At 73.3% G+C, this 19,099-nt stretch carries 20 protein-coding genes and 1 pseudogene; 8 read left to right on the top strand and 13 right to left on the bottom strand.

The features are described 5' to 3' along the window. The first annotated feature begins 30 nt into the window (after nt 1-30). On the top strand, nt 31-999 hold the full coding sequence (locus tag ABZS42_RS00500; RefSeq protein WP_355141017.1) for a chlorophyllase: 969 nt from the start codon (nt 31-33) through the stop codon (nt 997-999). A gap of 24 nt (nt 1,000-1,023) precedes the next feature. Here ABZS42_RS00500 and ABZS42_RS00505 read toward each other — a convergent pair whose 3' ends face one another. The 3 genes from ABZS42_RS00505 to ABZS42_RS00515 all read right to left on the bottom strand — a co-directional run bounded on the left by ABZS42_RS00505 (nt 1,024) and on the right by ABZS42_RS00515 (nt 3,756). Further along, complete coding sequence (locus ABZS42_RS00505; protein ID WP_355141019.1) at nt 1,024-1,986, bottom strand: zinc-binding dehydrogenase; 963 nt, start codon at nt 1,984-1,986, stop codon at nt 1,024-1,026. Between the two features lie 97 nt (nt 1,987-2,083). Further along, nucleotides 2,084-3,262, bottom strand: a complete 1,179-nt coding sequence (locus ABZS42_RS00510) for an NADP-dependent malic enzyme (protein WP_355141021.1) — start codon at nt 3,260-3,262, stop codon at nt 2,084-2,086. 143 nt (nt 3,263-3,405) lie between these two features. Then, complete coding sequence (locus tag ABZS42_RS00515; RefSeq protein ID WP_355141023.1) at nt 3,406-3,756, bottom strand: S24/S26 family peptidase; 351 nt, start codon at nt 3,754-3,756, stop codon at nt 3,406-3,408. 82 nt (nt 3,757-3,838) lie between these two features. Here ABZS42_RS00515 and sodN point away from each other — a divergent pair, with 82 nt between their 5' ends. From sodN to ABZS42_RS00530, 3 genes are all read left to right on the top strand, one after another. Beyond that, complete coding sequence (sodN, locus tag ABZS42_RS00520) at nt 3,839-4,243, top strand: superoxide dismutase, Ni (RefSeq protein ID WP_355141025.1); 405 nt, start codon at nt 3,839-3,841, stop codon at nt 4,241-4,243. A gap of 65 nt (nt 4,244-4,308) precedes the next feature. Further along, a complete protein-coding gene (locus ABZS42_RS00525; protein ID WP_355141341.1) occupies nt 4,309-4,764 on the top strand; it encodes a GNAT family N-acetyltransferase in 456 nt (151 codons plus the stop codon). A gap of 32 nt (nt 4,765-4,796) precedes the next feature. Next, nucleotides 4,797-5,204 (top strand): ATP-binding protein, encoded by a 408-nt coding sequence (locus ABZS42_RS00530; RefSeq protein ID WP_350786371.1) that lies wholly within the window; start codon nt 4,797-4,799, stop codon nt 5,202-5,204. 16 nt (nt 5,205-5,220) lie between these two features. On the opposite strand, the gene ABZS42_RS00535 is transcribed toward ABZS42_RS00530, so the two are convergent. Further along, nucleotides 5,221-5,613 carry a hypothetical protein gene (locus tag ABZS42_RS00535; RefSeq protein ID WP_355141027.1) on the bottom strand — a complete coding sequence of 131 codons (393 nt, stop codon included), beginning with the start codon at nt 5,611-5,613 and terminating at the stop codon, nt 5,221-5,223. Between the two features lie 43 nt (nt 5,614-5,656). Between ABZS42_RS00535 and ABZS42_RS00540 the strand changes: the two genes are divergently transcribed. Together ABZS42_RS00540 and ABZS42_RS00545 are read left to right on the top strand one after the other, a co-directional pair. Beyond that, a complete protein-coding gene (locus tag ABZS42_RS00540) occupies nt 5,657-6,607 on the top strand; it encodes a diacylglycerol kinase family protein (RefSeq protein WP_355141029.1) in 951 nt (316 codons plus the stop codon). 444 nt (nt 6,608-7,051) lie between these two features. Further along, nucleotides 7,052-7,309, top strand: a complete 258-nt coding sequence (locus ABZS42_RS00545) for a WhiB family transcriptional regulator (RefSeq protein WP_076472094.1) — start codon at nt 7,052-7,054, stop codon at nt 7,307-7,309. 134 nt (nt 7,310-7,443) lie between these two features. Here ABZS42_RS00545 and ABZS42_RS00550 read toward each other — a convergent pair whose 3' ends face one another. Genes ABZS42_RS00550 through ABZS42_RS00565 form a run of 4 tightly spaced genes read right to left on the bottom strand, consistent with a single transcriptional unit; the run spans nt 7,444 to nt 10,923 of the window. Next, nucleotides 7,444-8,286: a CbiX/SirB N-terminal domain-containing protein gene (locus ABZS42_RS00550; protein ID WP_355141032.1), complete on the bottom strand. Its 843-nt coding sequence runs from the start codon at nt 8,284-8,286 to the stop codon at nt 7,444-7,446. Beyond that, nucleotides 8,268-9,011, bottom strand: a complete 744-nt coding sequence (locus ABZS42_RS00555; RefSeq protein WP_355141343.1) for a phosphoadenylyl-sulfate reductase — start codon at nt 9,009-9,011, stop codon at nt 8,268-8,270. The genes ABZS42_RS00550 and ABZS42_RS00555 overlap by 19 nt, the downstream gene beginning before the upstream one ends. Nucleotides 9,012-9,052: 41 nt before the next feature. Further along, nucleotides 9,053-9,214 (bottom strand): hypothetical protein, encoded by a 162-nt coding sequence (locus tag ABZS42_RS00560; protein ID WP_355141034.1) that lies wholly within the window; start codon nt 9,212-9,214, stop codon nt 9,053-9,055. Then, nucleotides 9,211-10,923 carry a nitrite/sulfite reductase gene (locus ABZS42_RS00565; RefSeq protein ID WP_355141036.1) on the bottom strand — a complete coding sequence of 571 codons (1,713 nt, stop codon included), beginning with the start codon at nt 10,921-10,923 and terminating at the stop codon, nt 9,211-9,213. The genes ABZS42_RS00560 and ABZS42_RS00565 overlap by 4 nt, the downstream gene beginning before the upstream one ends. A gap of 389 nt (nt 10,924-11,312) precedes the next feature. Here ABZS42_RS00565 and ABZS42_RS00570 point away from each other — a divergent pair, with 389 nt between their 5' ends. Then, nucleotides 11,313-12,743 carry a glycosyltransferase family 39 protein gene (locus ABZS42_RS00570; protein ID WP_355141345.1) on the top strand — a complete coding sequence of 477 codons (1,431 nt, stop codon included), beginning with the start codon at nt 11,313-11,315 and terminating at the stop codon, nt 12,741-12,743. A 111-nt stretch (nt 12,744-12,854) separates the two neighbouring features. On the opposite strand, the gene ABZS42_RS00575 is transcribed toward ABZS42_RS00570, so the two are convergent. Both ABZS42_RS00575 and ABZS42_RS00580 read right to left on the bottom strand, forming a co-directional pair. Beyond that, nucleotides 12,855-14,441, bottom strand: coding sequence for a histidine kinase N-terminal domain-containing protein (locus tag ABZS42_RS00575; RefSeq protein ID WP_355141038.1), 1,587 nt, complete (start codon nt 14,439-14,441; stop codon nt 12,855-12,857). A gap of 25 nt (nt 14,442-14,466) precedes the next feature. After that, on the bottom strand, nt 14,467-15,498 hold the full coding sequence (locus tag ABZS42_RS00580; protein WP_355141347.1) for an SIS domain-containing protein: 1,032 nt from the start codon (nt 15,496-15,498) through the stop codon (nt 14,467-14,469). 189 nt (nt 15,499-15,687) lie between these two features. On the opposite strand from ABZS42_RS00580, the gene ABZS42_RS00585 reads away from it, so the two are divergent. After that, a complete protein-coding gene (locus tag ABZS42_RS00585; RefSeq protein WP_355141040.1) occupies nt 15,688-17,511 on the top strand; it encodes a tetratricopeptide repeat protein in 1,824 nt (607 codons plus the stop codon). 90 nt (nt 17,512-17,601) lie between these two features. Here the strand turns inward: ABZS42_RS00585 and ABZS42_RS00590 are convergent. The 3 genes and pseudogenes from ABZS42_RS00590 to ABZS42_RS00600 all read right to left on the bottom strand — a co-directional run. After that, nucleotides 17,602-17,961: pseudogene (locus tag ABZS42_RS00590) on the bottom strand (MFS transporter); the annotation flags it as partial. A gap of 28 nt (nt 17,962-17,989) precedes the next feature. After that, nucleotides 17,990-18,496: a GNAT family N-acetyltransferase gene (locus ABZS42_RS00595; protein WP_355141042.1), complete on the bottom strand. Its 507-nt coding sequence runs from the start codon at nt 18,494-18,496 to the stop codon at nt 17,990-17,992. After that, a complete protein-coding gene (locus tag ABZS42_RS00600; RefSeq protein ID WP_355141349.1) occupies nt 18,493-18,714 on the bottom strand; it encodes a biotin/lipoyl-binding carrier protein in 222 nt (73 codons plus the stop codon). Before ABZS42_RS00600 ends, ABZS42_RS00595 begins: the two co-directional genes overlap by 4 nt. Between the last annotated feature and the right edge of the window lie 385 nt (nt 18,715-19,099).

Consider the following 19,099-nt stretch of genomic DNA (forward strand, 5'->3'; position numbering starts at 1 on the left):
CACATCAGCTGTCCGGGCACAATCGGTTTCATGTCCCGTCGCCGCAGCACCGCCCTGCTCGCCGCCGTTCTGTTCGCGGCCGGACTGGCCGGCTGTTCCGGCGAGGCACCCACCCCCGCGCGCCCGACCGCCTCGGCGGACCGACCGACGAGCGCCACGCCCTCACCTCGGGTACCCGAGGGCAAGGCTCCCACGCAGCGCTTCGGGGTTGGCGTACGACAAGTGAAGCTGAACCGCGACGGCGACCGTCCCCTCCCGGTGACCGTCTGGTACCCGGCGGCCGGGCCGCCCGGGGACGAGCCGGAACCCGCAGCCACGGCGGCCGACGGAAGGTTCCCGGTCGTGATGTTCAGCCACGGCCTGGGTGGCCGGCCGGACGACTACGAGGCCCTGTTGACCCGCTGGGCGGCGGCCGGCTTCGTGGTGGCCGCACCGACCTTCCCGCACACCTCGCGGGGCGCCGACGGGAACGTGCTCGACGTGCTCAACCAGCCCGCCGACGTGTCGTACGCGCTGACCCAGGTGCTCGCGCTCGATCGCAGGGCCGGTGACCAGCTGCGCGGTCGGCTCGCCACCGATCGGGTGGCGGCGGCGGGGCACTCGGCGGGCGGGGTGACCACTATCGGCCTCTTCACCGCCGGGCGAGACGAGCGGTTGGACGCGGGCGTGGTCTTCGCCGGCACGTCGCTCGGCGTGGGCACGGCGTTCGCCGGCACGGCCGCCCCGCAGCTCTTCGTGCACGGCGAGCTGGATGAGGTGGTCGAGTACGCGGCGGGCAAGGCCGTCTACGACGCGGTGCCCTGGCCGAAGGCGATGCTCAGTCTCACCAGGGGCGACCATGGAAGGGCGTTGCTCTCCGACGGCGCGGCGATGCGGGTCGTCGCGGACACCACTGTCGAGTTCCTCCGCTGGTCCCTGTACGGCGACCCGGCGGCCAAGAGGCGCATCGCCGCCGACGCCACCCGGGGCAACCTGGCCACCCTGGACGACCGCCTCTAACTCCCACCCCACGGTGGGAGGCGGTCAGGCGGTGTGGTCGACGACGATCTTGCCGAAGGCGTCCCCGGACCGCAGGCGGGCGAAGGCGTCCTCGACCTTGCTGAACGGCACCACGCTGTCCACCACCGGGCGGACCTGCCGTTCGGCGCAGAACGTCAGCAGCTCGTAGAGCTCCCCCGGGGTGCCCATCGAGGTGCCGAGGATCTCCAACTGCATGGCGAAGACCCGGCGCAGGTTGACCTTCGGCTCGTGCCCCGCGGTGGCCCCGGAGACCACGATCCGGGCACCCGGGGCCGCCGACTTCAGCGAGTGGTCGAAGGTGGCCGCGCCGACGGTCTCGATCACCACGTTCACCCGCTCCGGCAGCCTGGCTCCCGGCTCGATCCCGGTCGCGCCCAGCGCCGCGATCCGCTCGCGCTTGCCGGCGTCCCGGCTGGTCGCGTACACCCGCTTGCCCATCGCCACGGCGAGCACGACGGCCGCCGTCGACACCCCGCCGCCGGCGCCCTGCACGAGCACCGAGTCGGCCTCGTCCAACCGGCCCTTGGTGGTCAGCATCCGCCACGCGGTGAGCCAGGCCGTGGGCAGGCAGGCCGCATCGGCCAGCGACAGCCCGTCGGGCAGTGGCACCAGGTTCGCCCGCGGTACGGCCACCCGCTCGGCGAGGGTGCCCGGGAAGTACTCGGAGAGGATGGAGGATCCGCGCGGGTCGCCCGGGGTGGGCACGACCGGGTAGACGGCCACCTCCCTACCCTCCGGGTCCACGCCCGCCGCGTCGCAGCCGAGCACCATCGGCAGCTGCGACTCGGTGAGGCCGACACCGCGCAGCGACCAGAGGTCGTGGTGGTTGAGCGAGCTGGCCCGCACCTCGACGGTCACCCAGTCGTCGGCCGGGTGGGTCGGCTCCGGCCGCTCCCCGACGGCGAGCGCGGTGAGCGGGTCGGTGTCATCGAAACGGGTGGCGAAGGCGGCACGCATGGTCGGCACCGTAACAAGCTGAGCGGCCGTTAAGAAGGCCCCTTCCTGTGCCGAACGCGACAGATTGGGCCTCCGCCGCACCGCGCGACGGCGAGTTCAGGCGAGTTCAGGCACGGGCGACGCCGTCCCGGCGGGCCGCCTCGGCGACCGCTTCCGCCACCGCGGGCGCGACCCGCGGGTCCAGCGGTGACGGCACGATCGCGTCGGCGGTGAGCGTCTCGGCGACCACTCCGGCGATGGCGTCGGCGGCGGCCACCTTCATCCCGTCGGTGATCCGGGTCGCCCGGGCGTCGAGCGCCCCACGGAACACGCCGGGGAAGGCGAGCACGTTGTTGATCTGGTTCGGGTAGTCGCTGCGTCCGGTAGCGACCACGGCGACGTGCCGGGCAGCCACCTCCGGGTGCACCTCGGGGGTGGGGTTGGCCAGGGCGAAGACGATGCCGTCCGCCGCCATGCCGGCCACCGCCGCCTCCGGGATCTGCCCGCCCGAGACGCCGATCAGGACGTCCGCGTCACGCAGCGCCTCGGTGATGTCGCCGGTACGACCGTCGGCGTTGGTCGTCGCGGCCAACTCGGCCTTCGCACCGGTCAGCTCGGTGCGGTGCCGGCCGATGATCCCCTTGGAGTCGCAGACCACCACCTGGTCGGAGTTCACCCCGCCCGCGATCAGCATCCTCGTCACGGCGACACCGGCCGCGCCGGCGCCGCTGACGGCCACCCGTAGGTCGCCGAGCTTGCGGGTGAGCAGCGTCGCCGCGTTGCGCAGCGCGGCCAGCACCACGATGGCGGTGCCGTGCTGGTCGTCGTGGAAGACCGGGATGTCCAGCGCCTCGTCGAGCCGGCGCTCCACCTCGAAGCAACGCGGCGCGCTGATGTCCTCCAGGTTGATTCCGCCGAACGAGGGCGCGAGCGCCCGCACGGTCGCCACGATCTCATCCACGTCCTGGGTGTCCAGGCAGACGGGGACGGCGTCCACACCTGCGAACTGCTTGAACAGCACCGCCTTGCCCTCCATCACGGGCAGCGCCGCTCGTGGGCCGATGTTGCCGAGCCCGAGCACCGCCGAGCCGTCGGTGACCACCGCGACGGTGTGCGCGGTCCAGGTGTAGTCGGCGGCCAGGCCCGGGTCGGCGGCGATCGCCTCGCACACCCGGGCGACCCCCGGGGTGTACGCGCGGGAGAGGTCCTCCCGGCTGGTGAGCGGCACCGTCGAGGCGATGGCCATCTTGCCGCCGCGATGCAGCTGGAAGACGGGGTCAGCGGGGTCCACGGAGGACGAATGCATTGGTGACTCCAGAACTCTGTCGAGCAGACGGGGCGGCCCGCTCGGTGCGCGAGGTGGGCGGCGAGCGGCGGCGCGCGGTGCGGGGGGTCACCCGGGCACTTTCCGAGCATAGTGTCGGAGATGCCCTCCGGACGGGCGCAGGGTCATAACGGTCGCGCGCCGACCCGGCCGGGCCGGGGCCAGTAGCGAACCAGCACCCGGCCCCGCACGTCGGCCACGCCGTACGCGCGGGAGTCGTCGGTGACCAGGTCGTTGTCGCCCCGCAGCCACCAGCCGCCGTCCTGTGGCCGTACCGCGCGTTTGACCACCAGGAGGTCAGGGCGGCTGCGGAAGACCGCGACCACCACGTCGCCGGGGCGTACCGGTCGACCGCCCCGGCGCACCAGCAGCGCGTCGCCGTGGCGCAGGGTGGGCGCCATGGAGGGGCCGGTCACCAGGACCGCGGTGAGCGGCCAGCGGAGCCGGTGCGGCTCCGCTGGGTGACTGGGCGGCATGGTTTCACCTCCACCGGGTCGGGGAGCCGGTCCAGGAGTAATGTCGTCTTGGATCATCGCAAACTTCCCATGGAGGATCCCGATGCGACTTCCACGCATCCTTACGCCCCGCGTCGCCGCGAGCGCCCACTGCGACCTGCCCTGTGGCGTCTACGACCCGGCTCAGGCCCGCATCGAGGCCGAGTCGGTGAAAATGATCTGCGAGAAGTACCAGGCGAACACCGACCCGGAGTACCGGACTCGCGCGATCATCATCAAGGAGCAGCGCGCCGAGCTGGTCAAGCACCACCTCTGGGTGCTCTGGACGGACTACTTCAAGCCCGCCCACTTCGAGAAGTACCCGCAGCTGCACCAGCTCTTCAACGAGGCCACCAAGCTCGCCGGCTCCGGCGGCGTCAAGGGCAGCCTCGACCCGGCCACCGCCGACCAGCTGCTGCAGAAGATCGACGAGATCGCCAAGATCTTCTGGGAGACCAAGAAGGCGTGACCCTCGGGGCTCAGGCACCGACGATCCGGCCGGTACGTCCCGCGGACGTACCGGCCGTCGTCGCGATGGTGCACGAACTAGCGGCGTACGAACGCGCTCCCGACCAGTGCCACCTCACCGACGAGCAGCTGACCACCGCGCTGTTCGGTCCGGCGCCCGCGCTCTTCGGCCACGTCGCCGTGGACGCGCAGGACGAGCCGTTCGGGTTCGCGCTCTGGTTCCTCAACTTCTCCACCTGGGCCGGCGTGCACGGCATCTACCTGGAGGATCTCTACGTCCGTCCGGCGGCGCGGGGCAGCGGTGCGGGTCGGCTCCTGCTGGCCACCCTCGCATCGATCTGCGTCGAGCGGGGCTACCGCCGGCTCGAGTGGTGGATGATCAACTGGAACCCGGCGGCCGGCTTCTACGCGGCGATCGGCGCGGAGAAGATGGACGAGTGGGTTCCGTACCGGCTCAGCGGCGAGGCTCTGCACGGACTGGCCGCCCAGGCGGTGACGGCCCCCACGCGCACGACCGTCTGAGCGGGTAGAGTCCCCGACCGGGGGGATGAGTGGTGACTCAACTGACCGGCCAGGCGGCCACCGGCGACGATGTCGTGCACCTCACCGTGCCCGCTGACGGCGGTTACCTGGGTGTGCTCCGCACCGCCACCGCCGGCCTTGCGGCCCGGCTGCAGTTCGCCCTCGACGAGATCGAGGATCTGCGGATCGCCGTCGACGAGGCCTGCGCGATGCTGTTGGCCGTCGCCACGTCCGACGCCGAGTTGGAGTGCCGCTTCTCGGTGACCGAGGACGCCCTGACCGTCGAGGTGACCGTCCCGACCGTCCGCGGCGCGGCACTGCCCGCCGAGTCGTCCTTCGCCTGGAAGGTGCTCACCGCGCTGACCACGTCGGCCAGCGCCACCGCCGGCGACGGGCGGGCCACCATCTCGCTGCTCACCCGCCGGTCCACCGGTTACTGAGCCGCCGCGGGCCGGCTCAGGAGAAGCCCAGGGCCCGGTTGCTGGCGGGCGCGACCAGCAGCACGCTCACCCCGACCCCGAGCGCCATCAGCGGTACGCCCAGCCAGCCCATCCCGCCCTGGATCATGTACCAGCCGACCGGCAGGAGCAGCAGCTGGAGCACGATCGCCGGGGCGCGCGCGCCGGCGCGGCGGCGGTGCAGGGCCCCGCCGAGCGCCCAGAGGGCGACAGCTCCGGCGACCGCGAACGCCGTCACCAGCAGCGCCGAGGTCAGGCCGACGGTGGTGTCCGCGGTCAGGTCGGCCCACACCAGCCAGAGGGCGATCAGTCCCACGGCGACCGCCTCGCCGCGCAGTAGCCACACGGCCCAGCGGAGGGTGACGGGAATCGGGTCGGAGTCGGTGGTCACGGGCGCCACGATACCCGGGCTACCGGGAGGTACAGTGCCGCCCATGCGGGCCGTCCTGGTGGTCAATCCGAAGGCCACCACCACCAGCGAACGCAGCCGGGACGTCCTGGTCCGGGCACTGCGCAGCGAGGTCGACCTCACCGTGCGCTACACCCGCCGGCGGGGACACGCGACCACGTTGGCCCGGGAGGCGGCCGAGGAGGGCGTCGATGTCGTTGTCACGCTGGGTGGCGACGGCACGGTGAACGAGGTGGTCAACGGCCTCATGACGGCGCAGCCGCCGACCATGCCCGGCGCGGCCTCGTCGGCCGAGCGACTGCCCGCGTTGGCCACCGTGCCGGGCGGATCGACGAACGTCTTCGCGCGAGCACTGGGTCTGCCCCGGGAGTGGCCGGAGGGCGCCAGCATGATCCTCGAAGGGCTGCGCCTCGGTCGCTACCGGACCATCGGTCTGGGCCGGGCCGACGACCGCTACTTCACCTTCTGCGCTGGTTTCGGACTGGACGCCGCGGTCATCCACCGGGTGGAACAGGCGCGTCGCCGGGGACGGGTCTCGAGCCCGAGCCTCTACCTGCGCGCGATCCTGAGCCAGTACTTCTTCGCCTCGGACCGGCGTCGGCCGGCCATCCGGCTGGAGCGGCCGGGCGAGCTGGTGGAGGGTGGCCTGTCGACGGCGATCATCCAGAACACGGCTCCGTGGACGTACCTGGGCGACCGGGAGGTCAACCCCAATCCGAAGGCGTCCTTCGACCTCGACCTCGACGTGCTCGCGCTGCGCCAACTTCGGGTGCCGAGTACGACACGGACGGTCACCCAGTTCTTCTCCTCGCGGCCCGATCCGTCCGGACGGCAGGTGCTGCGCCTGCACGACGTGGCGGAGTTCACGCTGCTCTCCGGCCGCCCGCAGGCCTTCCAACTCGATGGCGACTATCTGGGCGAGCGGGAGAAAGTCAGATTCACATCCGTTCCTGCCGCACTGAGAGTAATCTGCTAGGTCTCGGGTACCACCGCAGGTTGACGCGGCGCTCGCACCGAGGTGAGCCGCCGCCACGCCGACGGAAAGGGTGCCGGAAATGTCAGCGTTGACACAAGATTCGTACTAAATTGATCCTCGACTGTGGCACTCCGGGTAACCAGAGGGCTTAAGAATCCGGACAAATGGGTTGTGGGCTTGCTCACCGCGCGGAGTTTTTCCGAGCGTCACCCTTGACATTGCGTGAGTTCGTGAAAGTATTCACAAGCGAACTTGAGTTACCGGGACATCGCCTGGACACGCTCACCGCATTGAGCCGTTCCAGCAGGTCCGCGGGGCCAGCAGCCTGCTCACGCAGTGCCGAATAGTCGAACGCGAACCGTTACGACCGGCAGTGCGGACGCATATAGGAAAAGCACCAAAAGCGTTATCTGCCACCCATCCAGAATGAGGAGTGTTGCCGCCATGGACTGGCGTCACCATGCTGTCTGCCGCGACGAGGACCCGGAGCTGTTCTTCCCGATCGGGACGTCTGGCCCGGCTCTCCTGCAGGTCGAGCAGGCCAAGGCCGTCTGCCGGCGCTGCTCCGTGACCGACCAGTGCCTGCAGTGGGCACTCGAGTCCGGTCAGGACGCCGGCGTCTGGGGCGGGATGAGCGAGGAGGAGCGGCGCGCTCTCAAGCGTCGCGGTGGCCTCCGGGTGCTGCGCGCCCACTCCGCCTGACCAACGACACAGCAGAACGCCCCGCGGGTCACCCTGCGGGGCGTTCTGCCGTCCCGGCCCGAGCGCCCGGGTGTCGTCACGCAACGGCGTCGTCCGGCCACACCGACCCTGTCGGAGAGTGACGGCGAGCGCCGTCACGCAGCGTCAACTCGCGGCCCCGGGCCGGCCGGCACGGCCGGCCCGCCGTTCAGGCGCCGGGTCGAACCGGCGCACGCGGCATCGACCCGGCGCAACACCAGACCCGCCAGCTCCGGCGCGTCGGTGAGCGGGGCCGAGACCGCCGCCGCCCCCGCGTCACGCGCGGCCGCCGTGACCGCGTCATGGAAGAGCCCCGGTGCCAGGAAGTACGCCGACACCGCGACCCGGCGAGCCCCCTCCGCGCGCAGCCGGGCCACCGCCACGCCGACCGACGGCGGGGCCGCCGAGGCGTACGACACTCGGACCGGCACACCCAGTTCACGGCCGAGCGCGGCCGCCACGCGACCCACCGAACCGCGGGCCCGGGCGTCACGGGTGCCCGCCGCCGCCAGCACCAGCGCGTCGAGCCGCCCCGGATCCGCCTCCGCCAGCCGGCGCAGCAGGGCGGCCAGCAGCGCCCCGTCCACCTCCGCACCGGTCGGCCCCAGCACGTCTGTCACCCGTACCGCGAGTTCCGACGCGGCGGCCCGGGCCGCGGCCACCGCCGCCGGGATATCGACCCGACGGTGGTACGCGGCGGTGAGCAGCAGCGGTACCAGCACCGCCCGGTGCTCCCCGGCGCCGGCCAGCGCCCGCAACGCCTCGGTCGGGCCCGGCTCCGTGTGGTCCAGCCAACTCGCCGAGACGGGAACGCCGGGCCGGGCGGCACGCACCGCCCGGGCCAGTGCCCGGGTCGCCGCACCGGCTCGCGGGTCACGGCTGCCGTGCGCGACCAGGACCACGGGGTCGGGCCGCGCCGCTACCGACCGGCCCGGCCGGGTCAGGTGTGCAGCCCGCATTCGGTCTTCTCGAACATCGCCCACCGGCCGGCGCGCGGGTCCTCCCCCGCCCTCGTCCGCCGGGTGCACGGCCAGCAGCCGATCGAGCCGTACCCCTGCTTGAACAGTTCGTTGACCGGCACGTTCCAGCGGGCGATGTAGTTGTCCACATCCGCCTGGGTCCAGGTGGCGATCGGGTTCACCTTCACCTTGCCGCGACGGGCGTCGTACGCGACCACCGGCGTGTTCGCCCGGGTCCGCGACTCGTCCCGGCGCAGCCCCGCGGCCCACGCGTCGTACCCGCCGAGCGCGCGTTCCAACGGCTCGACCTTGCGCAGCCCGCAGCAGTCGTCCGGGGACCGGTTGAACAGCCGCGGACCGTACTGGCCGTCCTGCTGGCCCACGGTCAGTCGAGGCCGGACGGAGCGGACGTTCACCGGCAGCGTCCGGGCCACCTCGTCGCGTACGCGCAACGTCTCCGGGAAGTGCAGGCCGGTGTCGAGGAAGAGCACGTCCACCCCCGGCGCTGCCCGGGACACCAGGTGGGCCAGCACCGCGTCGGCCATCGAGCTGGTGACACAGAACCGGTCGCCGAAGGTCTCCGACGCCCAGCGGGCGATCTCCAGCGCCGGGGCGCCCTCCAGTTCCCGGCCGGCCGCCTCGGCGAGCGCACGCAACTCCGCCGGGTCGCGCCGGGCGGGGTCCGCCGGCGCGGACGCGCCGACACCCACCAGGGCGAGGTTCACCGCGGACCGGAGTGACGTCGCGGCCGGCGCGACCTCGGCGCTCACCGGGTCACCGCCCGGCCGAGCAGGCCGGTGAACCTGACCGTGAAGACCCGCGCGCAGGCGTGGCACTCCCAGGCGCCGTGGCTCGCCTCGTTCGGCCGCAGGTCCTCCTCCCCGCAGTACGGGCAGTACAGGGGCGCCGCTCGGTTCGCGCTGCTCATCGCAGTTCCTCCTCGTCGACTCGGATCACCCACTGGGCGAACGCCTCGCCCTCGCGCCGGCCGGCCAGGTAGCGGCGCGCCAGCCGTTCCACGTACGCCGGAAGTTCCTCGGCGGTGGTCTTCAGGCCGCGTAGCTTGCGGCCGAAGCCGGCGGTCCGCCCCGCCGCCATGCCGAGGCCACCGCCGAGGTGGACCTGGAAACCCTCCACCTGGCGGCCGTCCGGGCCGACCACGAGCTGGCCCTTGAGTCCGATGTCGGCCACCTGGGTGCGGGCGCAGGCGTTCGGGCAGCCGTTGAGGTGGATGGAGATGTCCGCGTCGAAGTCGCGCAGCCGCTGTTCGAGCCGGGTCACCAGTTCCTCGCCGCGGGCCTTGGTCTCGACGATGGCGAGCTTGCAGTACTCGATGCCGGTACAGGCCATCGTGCCGCGCCGCCAGGCCGAGGGCCGGGCCTCCAGCCCGATCCAGCGCAAGGCGGCGACCAGGGACTCCACCCGTTCCGGCGCCACATCCAGCACCAGCAGCTTCTGGTACGGGGTGAGCCGTACCCGGTCGCTGCCGTGCGACTCGACCACGTCGGCGAGGCGGGCGAGTTGTCCGCCGGAGACCCGGCCGACGATCGGGGCGGCGCCCACGTAGCTGAGCCCGTCCCGCTGGCGGTGTACGCCGATGTGGTCGATCGGCTTCGCCGGCAGTTCCGGGGCGGGGCCGTCGAGCAGCGTCCGGCCCAGGTACTCCTTCTCCAGCACTTCCCGGAAGCGCGCCACGCCCCAGTCGGCGACGAGGAACTTCAGCCGGGCCCGGTTGCGCAGCCGGCGGTAGCCGTAGTCGCGGAAGATCCCGACCACGCCGGCCCAGACGTCGGGCACCTCGGCCAGCGGCACCCAGACGCCCAGCCGCTGCGCCAGCATCGGATTGGTGGAGAGGCCGCCACCGACCCAGACGTCGAAGCCGGGGCCGTGCTCGGGGTGCTCCACACCGAGGAACGCCACGTCGTTGGCCTCGTACGGGGTGTCCACCAGCCAGGAGATCGAGGTCTTGAACTTGCGCGGCAGGTTGGAGAACTCGGGGTTGCCCACGTATCGGCGGACGATCTCGTCGATCGCCGGGGTCGGGTCGACCGCCTCGGCCTCGGCCACCCCGGCGACCGGGCTGCCCAGCACGATCCGGGGGCAGTCTCCGCACGCCTCGGTGGTCTGCAGGCCGACCGACTCCAGTCGCCGCCAGATCTCCGGTACGTCCTCGATCCGGATCCAGTGGAACTGCACGTTCTGCCGGTCGGTGATGTCGGCGGTGTCCCGGGCGAACTCCTGGGAGATGGTGGCGATCGTCCGCAGCTGGGCCAGGGAGAGCTGGCCGCCGTCGATCCGCACCCGGAGCATGAAGTGCTCGTCCTCGAGCTCGTGCGGCTCCAGTACGGCGGTACGCCCGCCGTCGATGCCGGGCTTGCGCTGGGTGTAGAGGCCCCACCAGCGCAACCGCCCGCGCAGGTCGGCGGGGTCGATGGAGGCGAAGCCTTGGTGCGCGTAGATGTTCTCGATCCGCGCGCGGACGTTCAGCGGGTCGTCGTCCTTCTTGGTCCGTTCGTTGGCGTTGAGCGGCTCGCGGTGGCCGAGCGCCCACTGCCCCTCCCCGCGCGGGCGGCGCGGGGCTCGGGCGGGGCGGGTCGGCGGTTCCCCGGGCCGGGTGGAGATGCTGCTGACCGCCATCGCGGCCTCCTCCGTCGTCTGCTGGACCTCGGTGGGAGCGCGTACGCGACGGCGGCCCGTCAGGACGGGCTGAGGACAGCGATGTCAGGAGAGCCGGCGCGGAACGCGCCCGAGTTGTGTGAGTCGGGCGTCGTCAGTGGGCCGGACAGATCGCGCTGCGCACGCGGCCGTAGTCGACGTGGCGGCGGGCCACGAATCGACGCACGACGGCGGCAGTCATGCCCGTCATGCTGCCATACCCGAGCGGCCCCGGCCAGCGAGCGCGTGCGTGATCCCACATGACGGGCCGACCCCGTCGATAGGCTCGACCCGTGGGCGAAAAGTCCGATAAGCGGCATCGGGCGACTCCGGCGGCGAGCGACGCGGTGACGCCCGCGGCCCGGCGTGGCCTGCCCGGAACCGCGATCTGGCTGGCACCGGCGCTGCTGACCCTCGCAGTGACCCTCTCCGGGCTCACCAGCGCACAGCCGTGGCGCGACGAGCTGGCGACGTGGAGCGCCGCCACCCGCTCGGTACGGGACCTGGTGCGGCTGGCGGGCAACATCGATGCGGCGACCGGGCCGTACTACCTGCTCATGCACGGCTGGGTCGCGCTGGCCGGCGACTCGATCGTCGCGCTGCGACTTCCGTCGGTGCTGGCGATGACCGGGGCGGCGGCGCTGACCGCGCTGCTCGGCCGGCGCCTCGCCGGAGCCCGGGCCGGGCTGCTCGCCGGGCTGCTCTTCGCGCTCCTGCCCAGCACGTCCCGGTACGCCCAGGAGGCTCGCCCCTACGCGCTGGCCACCCTGCTCGCCGTACTCGCCTCGCTGCTCCTGGTCGACGCGCTGCGCCGGCCGGGCTGGGCACGTTGGGCCGGGTACGCGGCAGCCCTCGCCGCGCTCGGCCTGACCCACCTGATCGCGCTCACCCTGCTCGCCGCGCACGCGATCGCCGTGCTCGTCGCCCACCGCGTCGGGCTCACCGACGGCGGGGGCACCCGGGACCGGCGGCGCTGGTTCTGGCTGCCGGCCGTGCTGCCGGCGGTGCTGCTGGTGACCCCGCTCGCACTGGTCGCCCGCAACCAGCGCGGACGCCAGTTGCAGTGGGTGGACATCGTCCGGCCGGCCGACCTCACCACGTTGCCGGGTGGGGTCGCGCAGAGCAGCGCGGTCGGCGGGCTGTTGGTGGGGCTCGCCGCGCTCGGTGCCGCCCGGCTCGGCCGGCGTGCCCTGCTGCCCGGCGCCGCGGTGCTGCTGCCGGTGTCGCTGCTCTTCGTCGCCGGGTTGGCCGTACCGCTCTGGGTGCCCCGTTACCTGGTCTTCGTCGTACCGTTCGCGTGCCTGCTGGCCGGGGCGGCGCTGGCCGCGGTGGCACTGCCCGGCGGGCTCGCCGTGGTGGTGCTGGCCGGGCTGCTCGGCCTGCCGGACCAGACCGCGCTGCGGCACACGCACGAGTGGCCGCGCAGCGCGCCGATCGACTACCGGGCGACGGCCGAGGTGATCGGGGCCGGTCAGCGTCCCGGCGACGCGATCGTCTACTCACCCCGGCGTAGCTGGCTCTTCCTCAACTTCGGGATCGAGTACCAGCTCGGTGACCGGCGTCCCCGGGACGCACTGCTCGTCGAGAGCGCGGCCCGGCGCGGCGACCTCTGGGCCGCCGAGTGCGCCCGGCCCGCCGACTGCCTGGCCGGAGTTCCCCGGGTCTGGCTGGTGCTCTCCGGCCGGCACACCGATCCACTGACCGCGGTGTCCGGCGCGAAGGGGGCCGCCCTGCGGGACGGCTTCACCGTCACGCAGGTCTGGCATCGTCCGGGTCTCACGCTCGCCCTGCTCACCCGTTGACCCGGCGACGCGGTCGGCGCGGGTAGCGCAGCGCCGCAGTTGGCGCAGGTGACGCGGGCGGGGCGGCAGCGCAGGTGGCGCGGGCGGCGCAGGTGGCCGGGAGCCCGACGGTCAGGCGGAACGGCCGTCCGCGCCACCACGCGCCAACGGTACGACCAGCACGGCCTCGGTGCCCCCACCGGAGGCGTCGCGCAGCTCGATGCTGCCCCGCAGCTCGCCGGTGACCAGGGCCCGGACGATCTGCAGCCCGAGGTTGCCCCCGCTGTCGGCGTCGAACCCGGCGGGCAGCCCTCGCCCGTTGTCGGTCACCGTGACGTGCAACTGCTTCCGGAACCGGTGCGCCGACACCACCACCTCCGGCGGATCACCATCGCCGGCCGAGGCGCTCACCGACGCCGGCGCGGCGAGTCCGGCCCCGTCGGCGTCGTCGCCCGCGTCGACCGAGGCGAAGCCGTGCTCGACGGCGTTGAGGAGCAGTTCGTTGAGGACCATCACCAGGGAGGTGGCGATCTCGGCGGGCAGCACGCCGAAGCTTCCCGTGCGACGCATGCCGACCGGCACCTCGGTCGCCGCCACCTCGGTCGCCGCGCTGGCCACCCGATCGACGATCGTGTCGAACTCGACCGCCTCATCGCTGGACATGGAGAGCGTCTCGTGCACCAGTGCGATCGAGGCGACCCGGCGTACCGAGTCCTCCAGGGCGACCCGGGCCTCCGGCATGGCGACCCGGCGGGCCTGGAGGCGCAGCAGCGCGGCGACGGTCTGCAGGTTGTTCTTCACCCGGTGGTGGATCTCCCGGATGGTGGCGTCCTTCGTGATCAGGGCGCGGTCCCGGCGACGCACCTCGGTGATGTCGCGGACGAGCACCAGCGCGCCGATCGGCACGCCGGCGGGCATCAGCGGCAACGCCCGGGTCAGCACGGTGGCGCCGCGGGCGTCGATCTCCCGGCGCGGTGGCGCGTCGCCCCGCAGCGCGGCCAGCACCGCGTTGGCCGCGTCGGTCCCCTCCAGCGGGTCGTTGGCGAGCCGGCGGTGCAGCGCGGCCAGGTCCTCACCCACCAGGTGCGAGGCGTAACCCAGCCGCCGGTACGCGGACTGGGCGTTCGGGCTCGCATAGGTGACCTTGCCGTTCGCGTCCAACCGGACGAGGCCGTCGCCGACGCGCGGCGCGGAGGTCGTCTCGCCCGGGTGCCGGGGCGGCGGGAAGGTGCCGTCGGCGATCATCTGGGCCAGGTCGTCGGCGGTGGTCAGGTAGTTGAGCTCCAGCTGGCTGGGCGTACGCGCGGTGGAGAGGTTGGTGTCCCGGCCGACCACGGCCACGACCTCCCCCGCCTCGCCGTCGGCGGTACGCAACCGGACCGGAATCGCCTCGTGCCGGGCGGGCACGTCGCCGTACCAGACCGGGTCGCCCTCCCGCCAGATCCGGCCCTGCCGGTAGGCGACCTCCAGGTGCGCCACCTCCGGCCCGCCGACGATCCGGCCCACCTGATCGTCCTGGTACGCGGTGGGCGCGGTGGTCGGGCGTACCTGGGCGACGCAGAGGAACGTGCCCTCGGCGTCCACCGGCGCCCAGAGCAGCAGGTCGGCGAAGGACATGTCGGAGAGCAGCTGCCAGTCTCCGGCGATCCGGTGCAGGTGGTCGATGTCCGCCGGGCGGAGCTGGGTGTGCTCCTCGGCGAGGTCGCGCAGCGTGGACACGCTCACCAGCGTGCCACGCGCCTCCTCACCTCGTCGCGGTGACCTTCTTGAGCCCGCGCGGGGCGTCCGGATCCTCGCCCCTGGTCAGGGCCAGCGCCAGGGCGAGCCGCTGCAACGGCAGGATGTCCAGCAGCGGGGCGTACCGCTCGTCGACCTCGGGGACGGCGATCCGGGTGGCCCCCTCGACGTCGGCCGAGCCGACGACGACCACGTCCGCGCGGCGCTCACCGAGCCGGGGCAGCACCTCGCCCATCGAACGCCCGCCGGGGCCGGAACCGACCACGGCGAGCACCGGCACGTCCGGGTCGGTCATCGCGAGCGGACCGTGCAGCAGGTCGGCGCCGGAGAAGGCGAGCGCCGGAAGGTACGACGTCTCCATCAGCTTGAGCGCGGCCTCCCGAGCGGTCGGGTAGGCGTACCCGCGGCCGGTGGTGACGAGTTGGGCGGCGAACCGGTAGCGCGGGGCCAGCTGCGCCGGGGTGGGGTCGGCGAGGGTACGGGCGGCCAACTCCGGCAGCGCCGCGATGGCGGCCCGCTCCTCGGCCGGCAGCACTCCGTCGCCGGCCCGGATTCCCTCGACGAGCAGGAGGAGCGCGAGCAGTTCGGAGGTGTACGTCTTGGTGGCCGCCACCGCTCGCTCGTGACCCGCGGCGATGTCCACGCTGAGCTCCGCGACGTCGGCGAGCGGCGAGTCGGGCGCGTTGGTGACCGCGAGGGTGAGCGCGCCGGCGGACCGGGCCTCCCGCAGCACCTCGGTGAGGTCCGGCGAGCCGCCGCTCTGGCTCACCCCGACCACCAGCGCGTCGGATAGGTCCGGTCGGCCGCCGTAGAGCGTGACGACGCTGGGTGAGGCGAGCCCGGCCGGCAGGCCGAGCCGGATCTCGGTGAGATACGCCCCGTAGAGCGCCGCGTGGTCCGAGGTGCCCCGTGCGGTGAAGACGACGTGTCGTGGCCGGCGCTCGGCGATCACGGCCGCGACCCGGGCGATCGCCCCGGCGTGCTCGGCGGAGAGCAACCGCTCGTAGCCGGCCGGCTGCTCGTCGATGTCGGCGGCCATGCCGGCCCCTGCACGCGTCACGGAAACTCCTCCCACTGCGCGGTTGCCGCGCGTTTCCTGCTCAGTCTTGCATCTTTGATCTGGCATGAGCAATTGAACGAGCAGTACTGCGCAGATGATCACCATGTCGCTCCAACATCACCTAGGCTGTCCCGGCTCGATTCCGCCACCGGACGACGAGAGGACGACGTGCCCGAGGACGACGCCGCGCTCTCCGCCGCGGAGGAACTCGCCCTGGCCCGGCTGGCGTTGGAGGAGGGCGACCTGCAGCACGCGGCCGGGCACGTGGCCGGCGCGCTCGCGCAGGCGCCGACCCTGCCCGAGGCGCACGAGACACTGGCCCGGCTCGCCGCGGTGAGCGGCGGCGGGGTGGACCTCTTCCCCCTCGACCAGCACACCTACGTCGGCGCCGCGGTCGCCCGCGCCCACCTGCTAGCCGCCACCGGGCATCCGGGCGACGGGCTGGACCTGCTCGCCGCGGCGACCGGCTACGCACCGCAGACCGACTGGGCCGGGGTGCCCTGGGTGACCGCGCCCGAGCTGACCGAACGGATCACGCCGGAGCACGTCGCACGGATCCTCATGCAGGTCTGCGCGGCGATTCCCGACCCGGTGCCACGCGCCGGGCGGCCGGCGCTGGCCGCGTACCTCACGCTGGCCCGCAACGCGGTCACCGCTCACCCCGGGCACGCGCTGCTGCTCGGCGCGGCGTCCGCGCTGGCCCGGCGCCTCCGCGAGCCGGCGCTGGCGATCGACTGGGCCGGGCGAGGCGTACGCGCCGAACCGACGAAACTCGGTGAGGTCTGGCTCGGGTACGCGTATCGCAGCGCCGGCCGTACCCGGGAGGCGCTGGCGGCACTCGGCCGGGCGGTCGAGCACGATCCCGACGACCTCGCCGTCTACGCCGACATCGCCGGCACCCTGGCCGACACCGGCCGGCTCGACGAGGCGCTGGACTGGATCGATCGGGCCCTGGACCGGGACCCGACCTTCGACTGCGCGGTGCACACCGCGCATCGGCTGCGCTACCTGCGTGACGGCGACGTCGCGCACCTGGTCGCGCTCGCCGACTTCGCCCGGGACCACACCGACGACACGCACGAGCACGGCGACCTGGCCGAGTGCTGCCGCGGCCGGCCCTGGCTCGGGCAGTTGACCCCCGCCGGCGGTCCAGTGGCCGACGCGCTGCGCCAAGCGGTCGCGGCGGAGCATCCCGGTGTCGGCGCCACCGTACGGTCGCCGACGCCTCCCCCGCCCAGCGCGCTGCGGGCCGGCACGGCGGTGGGAATGCGGGTAGAGGTGACCGGAGCCGGCTCGCCGGACGCCCGCGAGCCCCGGCGGGCCGGCACCCGGCGGCTCTGGCGCTACGACGGCACGATTCCGACGCCCGCGGTGCCGGCCCCCTCGGCGGGGGCCGCCGACCGGCTGCGCCAGCTCGCGCACCCGGCCTGGCCGCACCCGCCGGCCGCGTACGACGCGGCGGTGGGCCTGGCCACCCTGGAGCTGGCGGACCTGGTCGGGCTGCTGGTGCACCCGCCGGAACCGCCGGCCACCGCGGTCGGTCGGGTGCTCGCCGGTCAGGACCCGACGATGTGGGTGCGCTGCGTGCAGGTCTGGGCCTGCCTGGGGTTGCTGCACCATCGCACCGACGAGCCGTGGGCCGCCTCCACCCGCCGCCAGGTGCTGCTCGACCTGGTCTGGGGAGTAGAGGACTGGATCACCGAGGCGGCCCTGTTCGCGATGGTCACCGCCGCCTGGGTCGACCCGGTCGTACGCCCCGACGTGGCCCGGGTGGTCGCCGAGCGGCTCGCCGACGCGGCGGCCGTGGCGCGGACGCGTCCGGTGCCCATCGCCACGTCACTGGCCCACCTGGCGCTGGCCGCCCCGGCGGTGGACGCGGAGACGCGCGAGCTGGCCGTCACCCTGCTCCGCGCCGCCGCTGCGGTCCCCCGCGCCCGCAACCCGCTGACCCGCCTCTGGCAGCGCCTCACAGCACCCCTCCGCCGCCACTGACCCACCCCACCAGGGGGGTGATCATGAAGCTGTTGCCGCTCGCCTCGGCGTGTCACGGCAACAACTTCATGTCACCGCGAGGGTGCGGGGTCAGGCGACGGAGGCCGGCTCGGTCTCCGCGGCGGTGGTCTGCGCCGGCTGCTCGTTGGCCGTCCGCAGCGGGATCTCCTTGATGAACCAGGCGAGCACCGGCACGGCGACGGTGAAGAGCACCGCCCACCAGAACACGTGCGAGATGGCGTCCGCGAGGCCGGCGAGCACCAACTCACGCGCCTGGGCGGGCAGTTCCTTCAACTGCTCGAGGTCCAGCTGTCCGCCGCCCTCGCCGCCGCCGCCGAACGCGCCTCCCGCGGCCGAGCCGGCGAGCCGGTTGGCGAAGATGGCGCCGAACAGTGAGATGCCGAACGATCCGCCGATCGACCGGAAGAACGTGGCGGCGCCGCTCGCCGCGGCCCGGGGCCGGCTGTCGGCGGGCGGGTCAGGCCCGGGCCAGCTCGAGGCGAAGGGCCAGCAGCTGGACCCCGGGCAACGGCGACCAGTCCTTCTCCGGCATACGGACGAAGCCGAGCAGGTCGTAGAGACGCCGCGCCTTCTCGGCCATCCCGTCGCGGACGCAGATCATCACGGCCGAGCAGCCGAGTTCACCGGCACGGTCGATGCACGCCCGGGCCAACGCGGCTCCCGCCCCGAGTCCCTGCGCCGCGGGGTCGACGGCGAGCATCCGGAACTCCGCCTCGCCGGGATCCGCGAGTTCGGCGTACCGGGTGCCGGGCAGCACGAAGGTGACCGAGCCGAGCACCCGGCCGGCCGCGTCCTCGGCGACCAGCACCGTGCCGTTCTCCGCCCGGGTCGGTACGTCCGCCAGCACCGCGCCGTAGCCGTTCTCCCCCTTGAGCTGCCCGTCCGCCTCGTACGCGGCCACCGTCAGCCGGGCGATCGCGGGGAAGTCGGCAGGCGTGGCGGCCCGGACGTTCAGCCCCGTCAAGCGATCACGGCGATCAGGTCGCCGTCCTGCACCACGTCACCCTCGTTGACGGCGAGCCGCTGCAGGATCCCGTCGGACTCGGCGACGACGGGGATCTCCATCTTCATCGACTCGAGGATCACCAGGGTGTCCCCCTCCGACACCGAGTCGCCCTGCGACGCGACGACCTTCCAGACGTTCGCCACCATCTCGGCGCGGATCTCCTCGGCCATCTCCAGGACCCTCCCTCTCATGGTTACCTGACGACGTATCCAATCATGCGGCCGCGCGGGCGTGAGCGCCGAGCGGCCGGGTAGGCACCCCTACGCGGACGGTCGCCACGGACTCGCCGGGTGGCCGCCGCCCCGGCGCGGCGTGGCCGACGCGGGCCGCACTAGCATCAGCGGGTCGGACCCGGTGCCGGGCGGCCGGTGACTGCACCGGCGCCGAGGTCGTCAAGCCGGATCCGACCATCACAAGGAGGTCACCATGGCGAAGAAGGCCCGTAAGAAGAAGGCCCGTAAGAAGAGCGGCGCCAACCACGGCAAGCGCCCCAACTCCTGACCTCGCGGCGGGTGACCCCGCCGACGACCAGTCAGCTGACCCGGCCCCGGCCGGGACGCC

Origin of the sequence: Micromonospora sp. NPDC005367 (assembly GCF_040606825.1) — a bacterium.
In the GTDB taxonomy this organism is placed as follows: Bacteria; Actinomycetota; Actinomycetes; order Mycobacteriales; family Micromonosporaceae; genus Micromonospora.

What these genes read in the sequence shown, in the direction of transcription:
- ABZS42_RS00500 (WP_355141017.1), top strand. Translation starts at nt 31, where the DNA reads ATGTCCCGTCGCCGCAGCACCGCCCTGCTCGCCGCCGTTCTGTTCGCG.
- ABZS42_RS00510 (WP_355141021.1), bottom strand. Translation starts at nt 3,262, where the DNA reads ATGCATTCGTCCTCCGTGGACCCCGCTGACCCCGTCTTCCAGCTGCAT.
- ABZS42_RS00515 (WP_355141023.1), bottom strand. Translation starts at nt 3,756, where the DNA reads ATGCCGCCCAGTCACCCAGCGGAGCCGCACCGGCTCCGCTGGCCGCTC.
- sodN (WP_355141025.1), top strand. Translation starts at nt 3,839, where the DNA reads ATGCGACTTCCACGCATCCTTACGCCCCGCGTCGCCGCGAGCGCCCAC.
- ABZS42_RS00525 (WP_355141341.1), top strand. Translation starts at nt 4,309, where the DNA reads ATGGTGCACGAACTAGCGGCGTACGAACGCGCTCCCGACCAGTGCCAC.
- ABZS42_RS00540 (WP_355141029.1), top strand. Translation starts at nt 5,657, where the DNA reads ATGCGGGCCGTCCTGGTGGTCAATCCGAAGGCCACCACCACCAGCGAA.
- ABZS42_RS00545 (WP_076472094.1), top strand. Translation starts at nt 7,052, where the DNA reads ATGGACTGGCGTCACCATGCTGTCTGCCGCGACGAGGACCCGGAGCTG.
- ABZS42_RS00550 (WP_355141032.1), bottom strand. Translation starts at nt 8,286, where the DNA reads ATGCGGGCTGCACACCTGACCCGGCCGGGCCGGTCGGTAGCGGCGCGG.
- ABZS42_RS00560 (WP_355141034.1), bottom strand. Translation starts at nt 9,214, where the DNA reads ATGAGCAGCGCGAACCGAGCGGCGCCCCTGTACTGCCCGTACTGCGGG.
- ABZS42_RS00565 (WP_355141036.1), bottom strand. Translation starts at nt 10,923, where the DNA reads ATGGCGGTCAGCAGCATCTCCACCCGGCCCGGGGAACCGCCGACCCGC.
- ABZS42_RS00580 (WP_355141347.1), bottom strand. Translation starts at nt 15,498, where the DNA reads ATGGCCGCCGACATCGACGAGCAGCCGGCCGGCTACGAGCGGTTGCTC.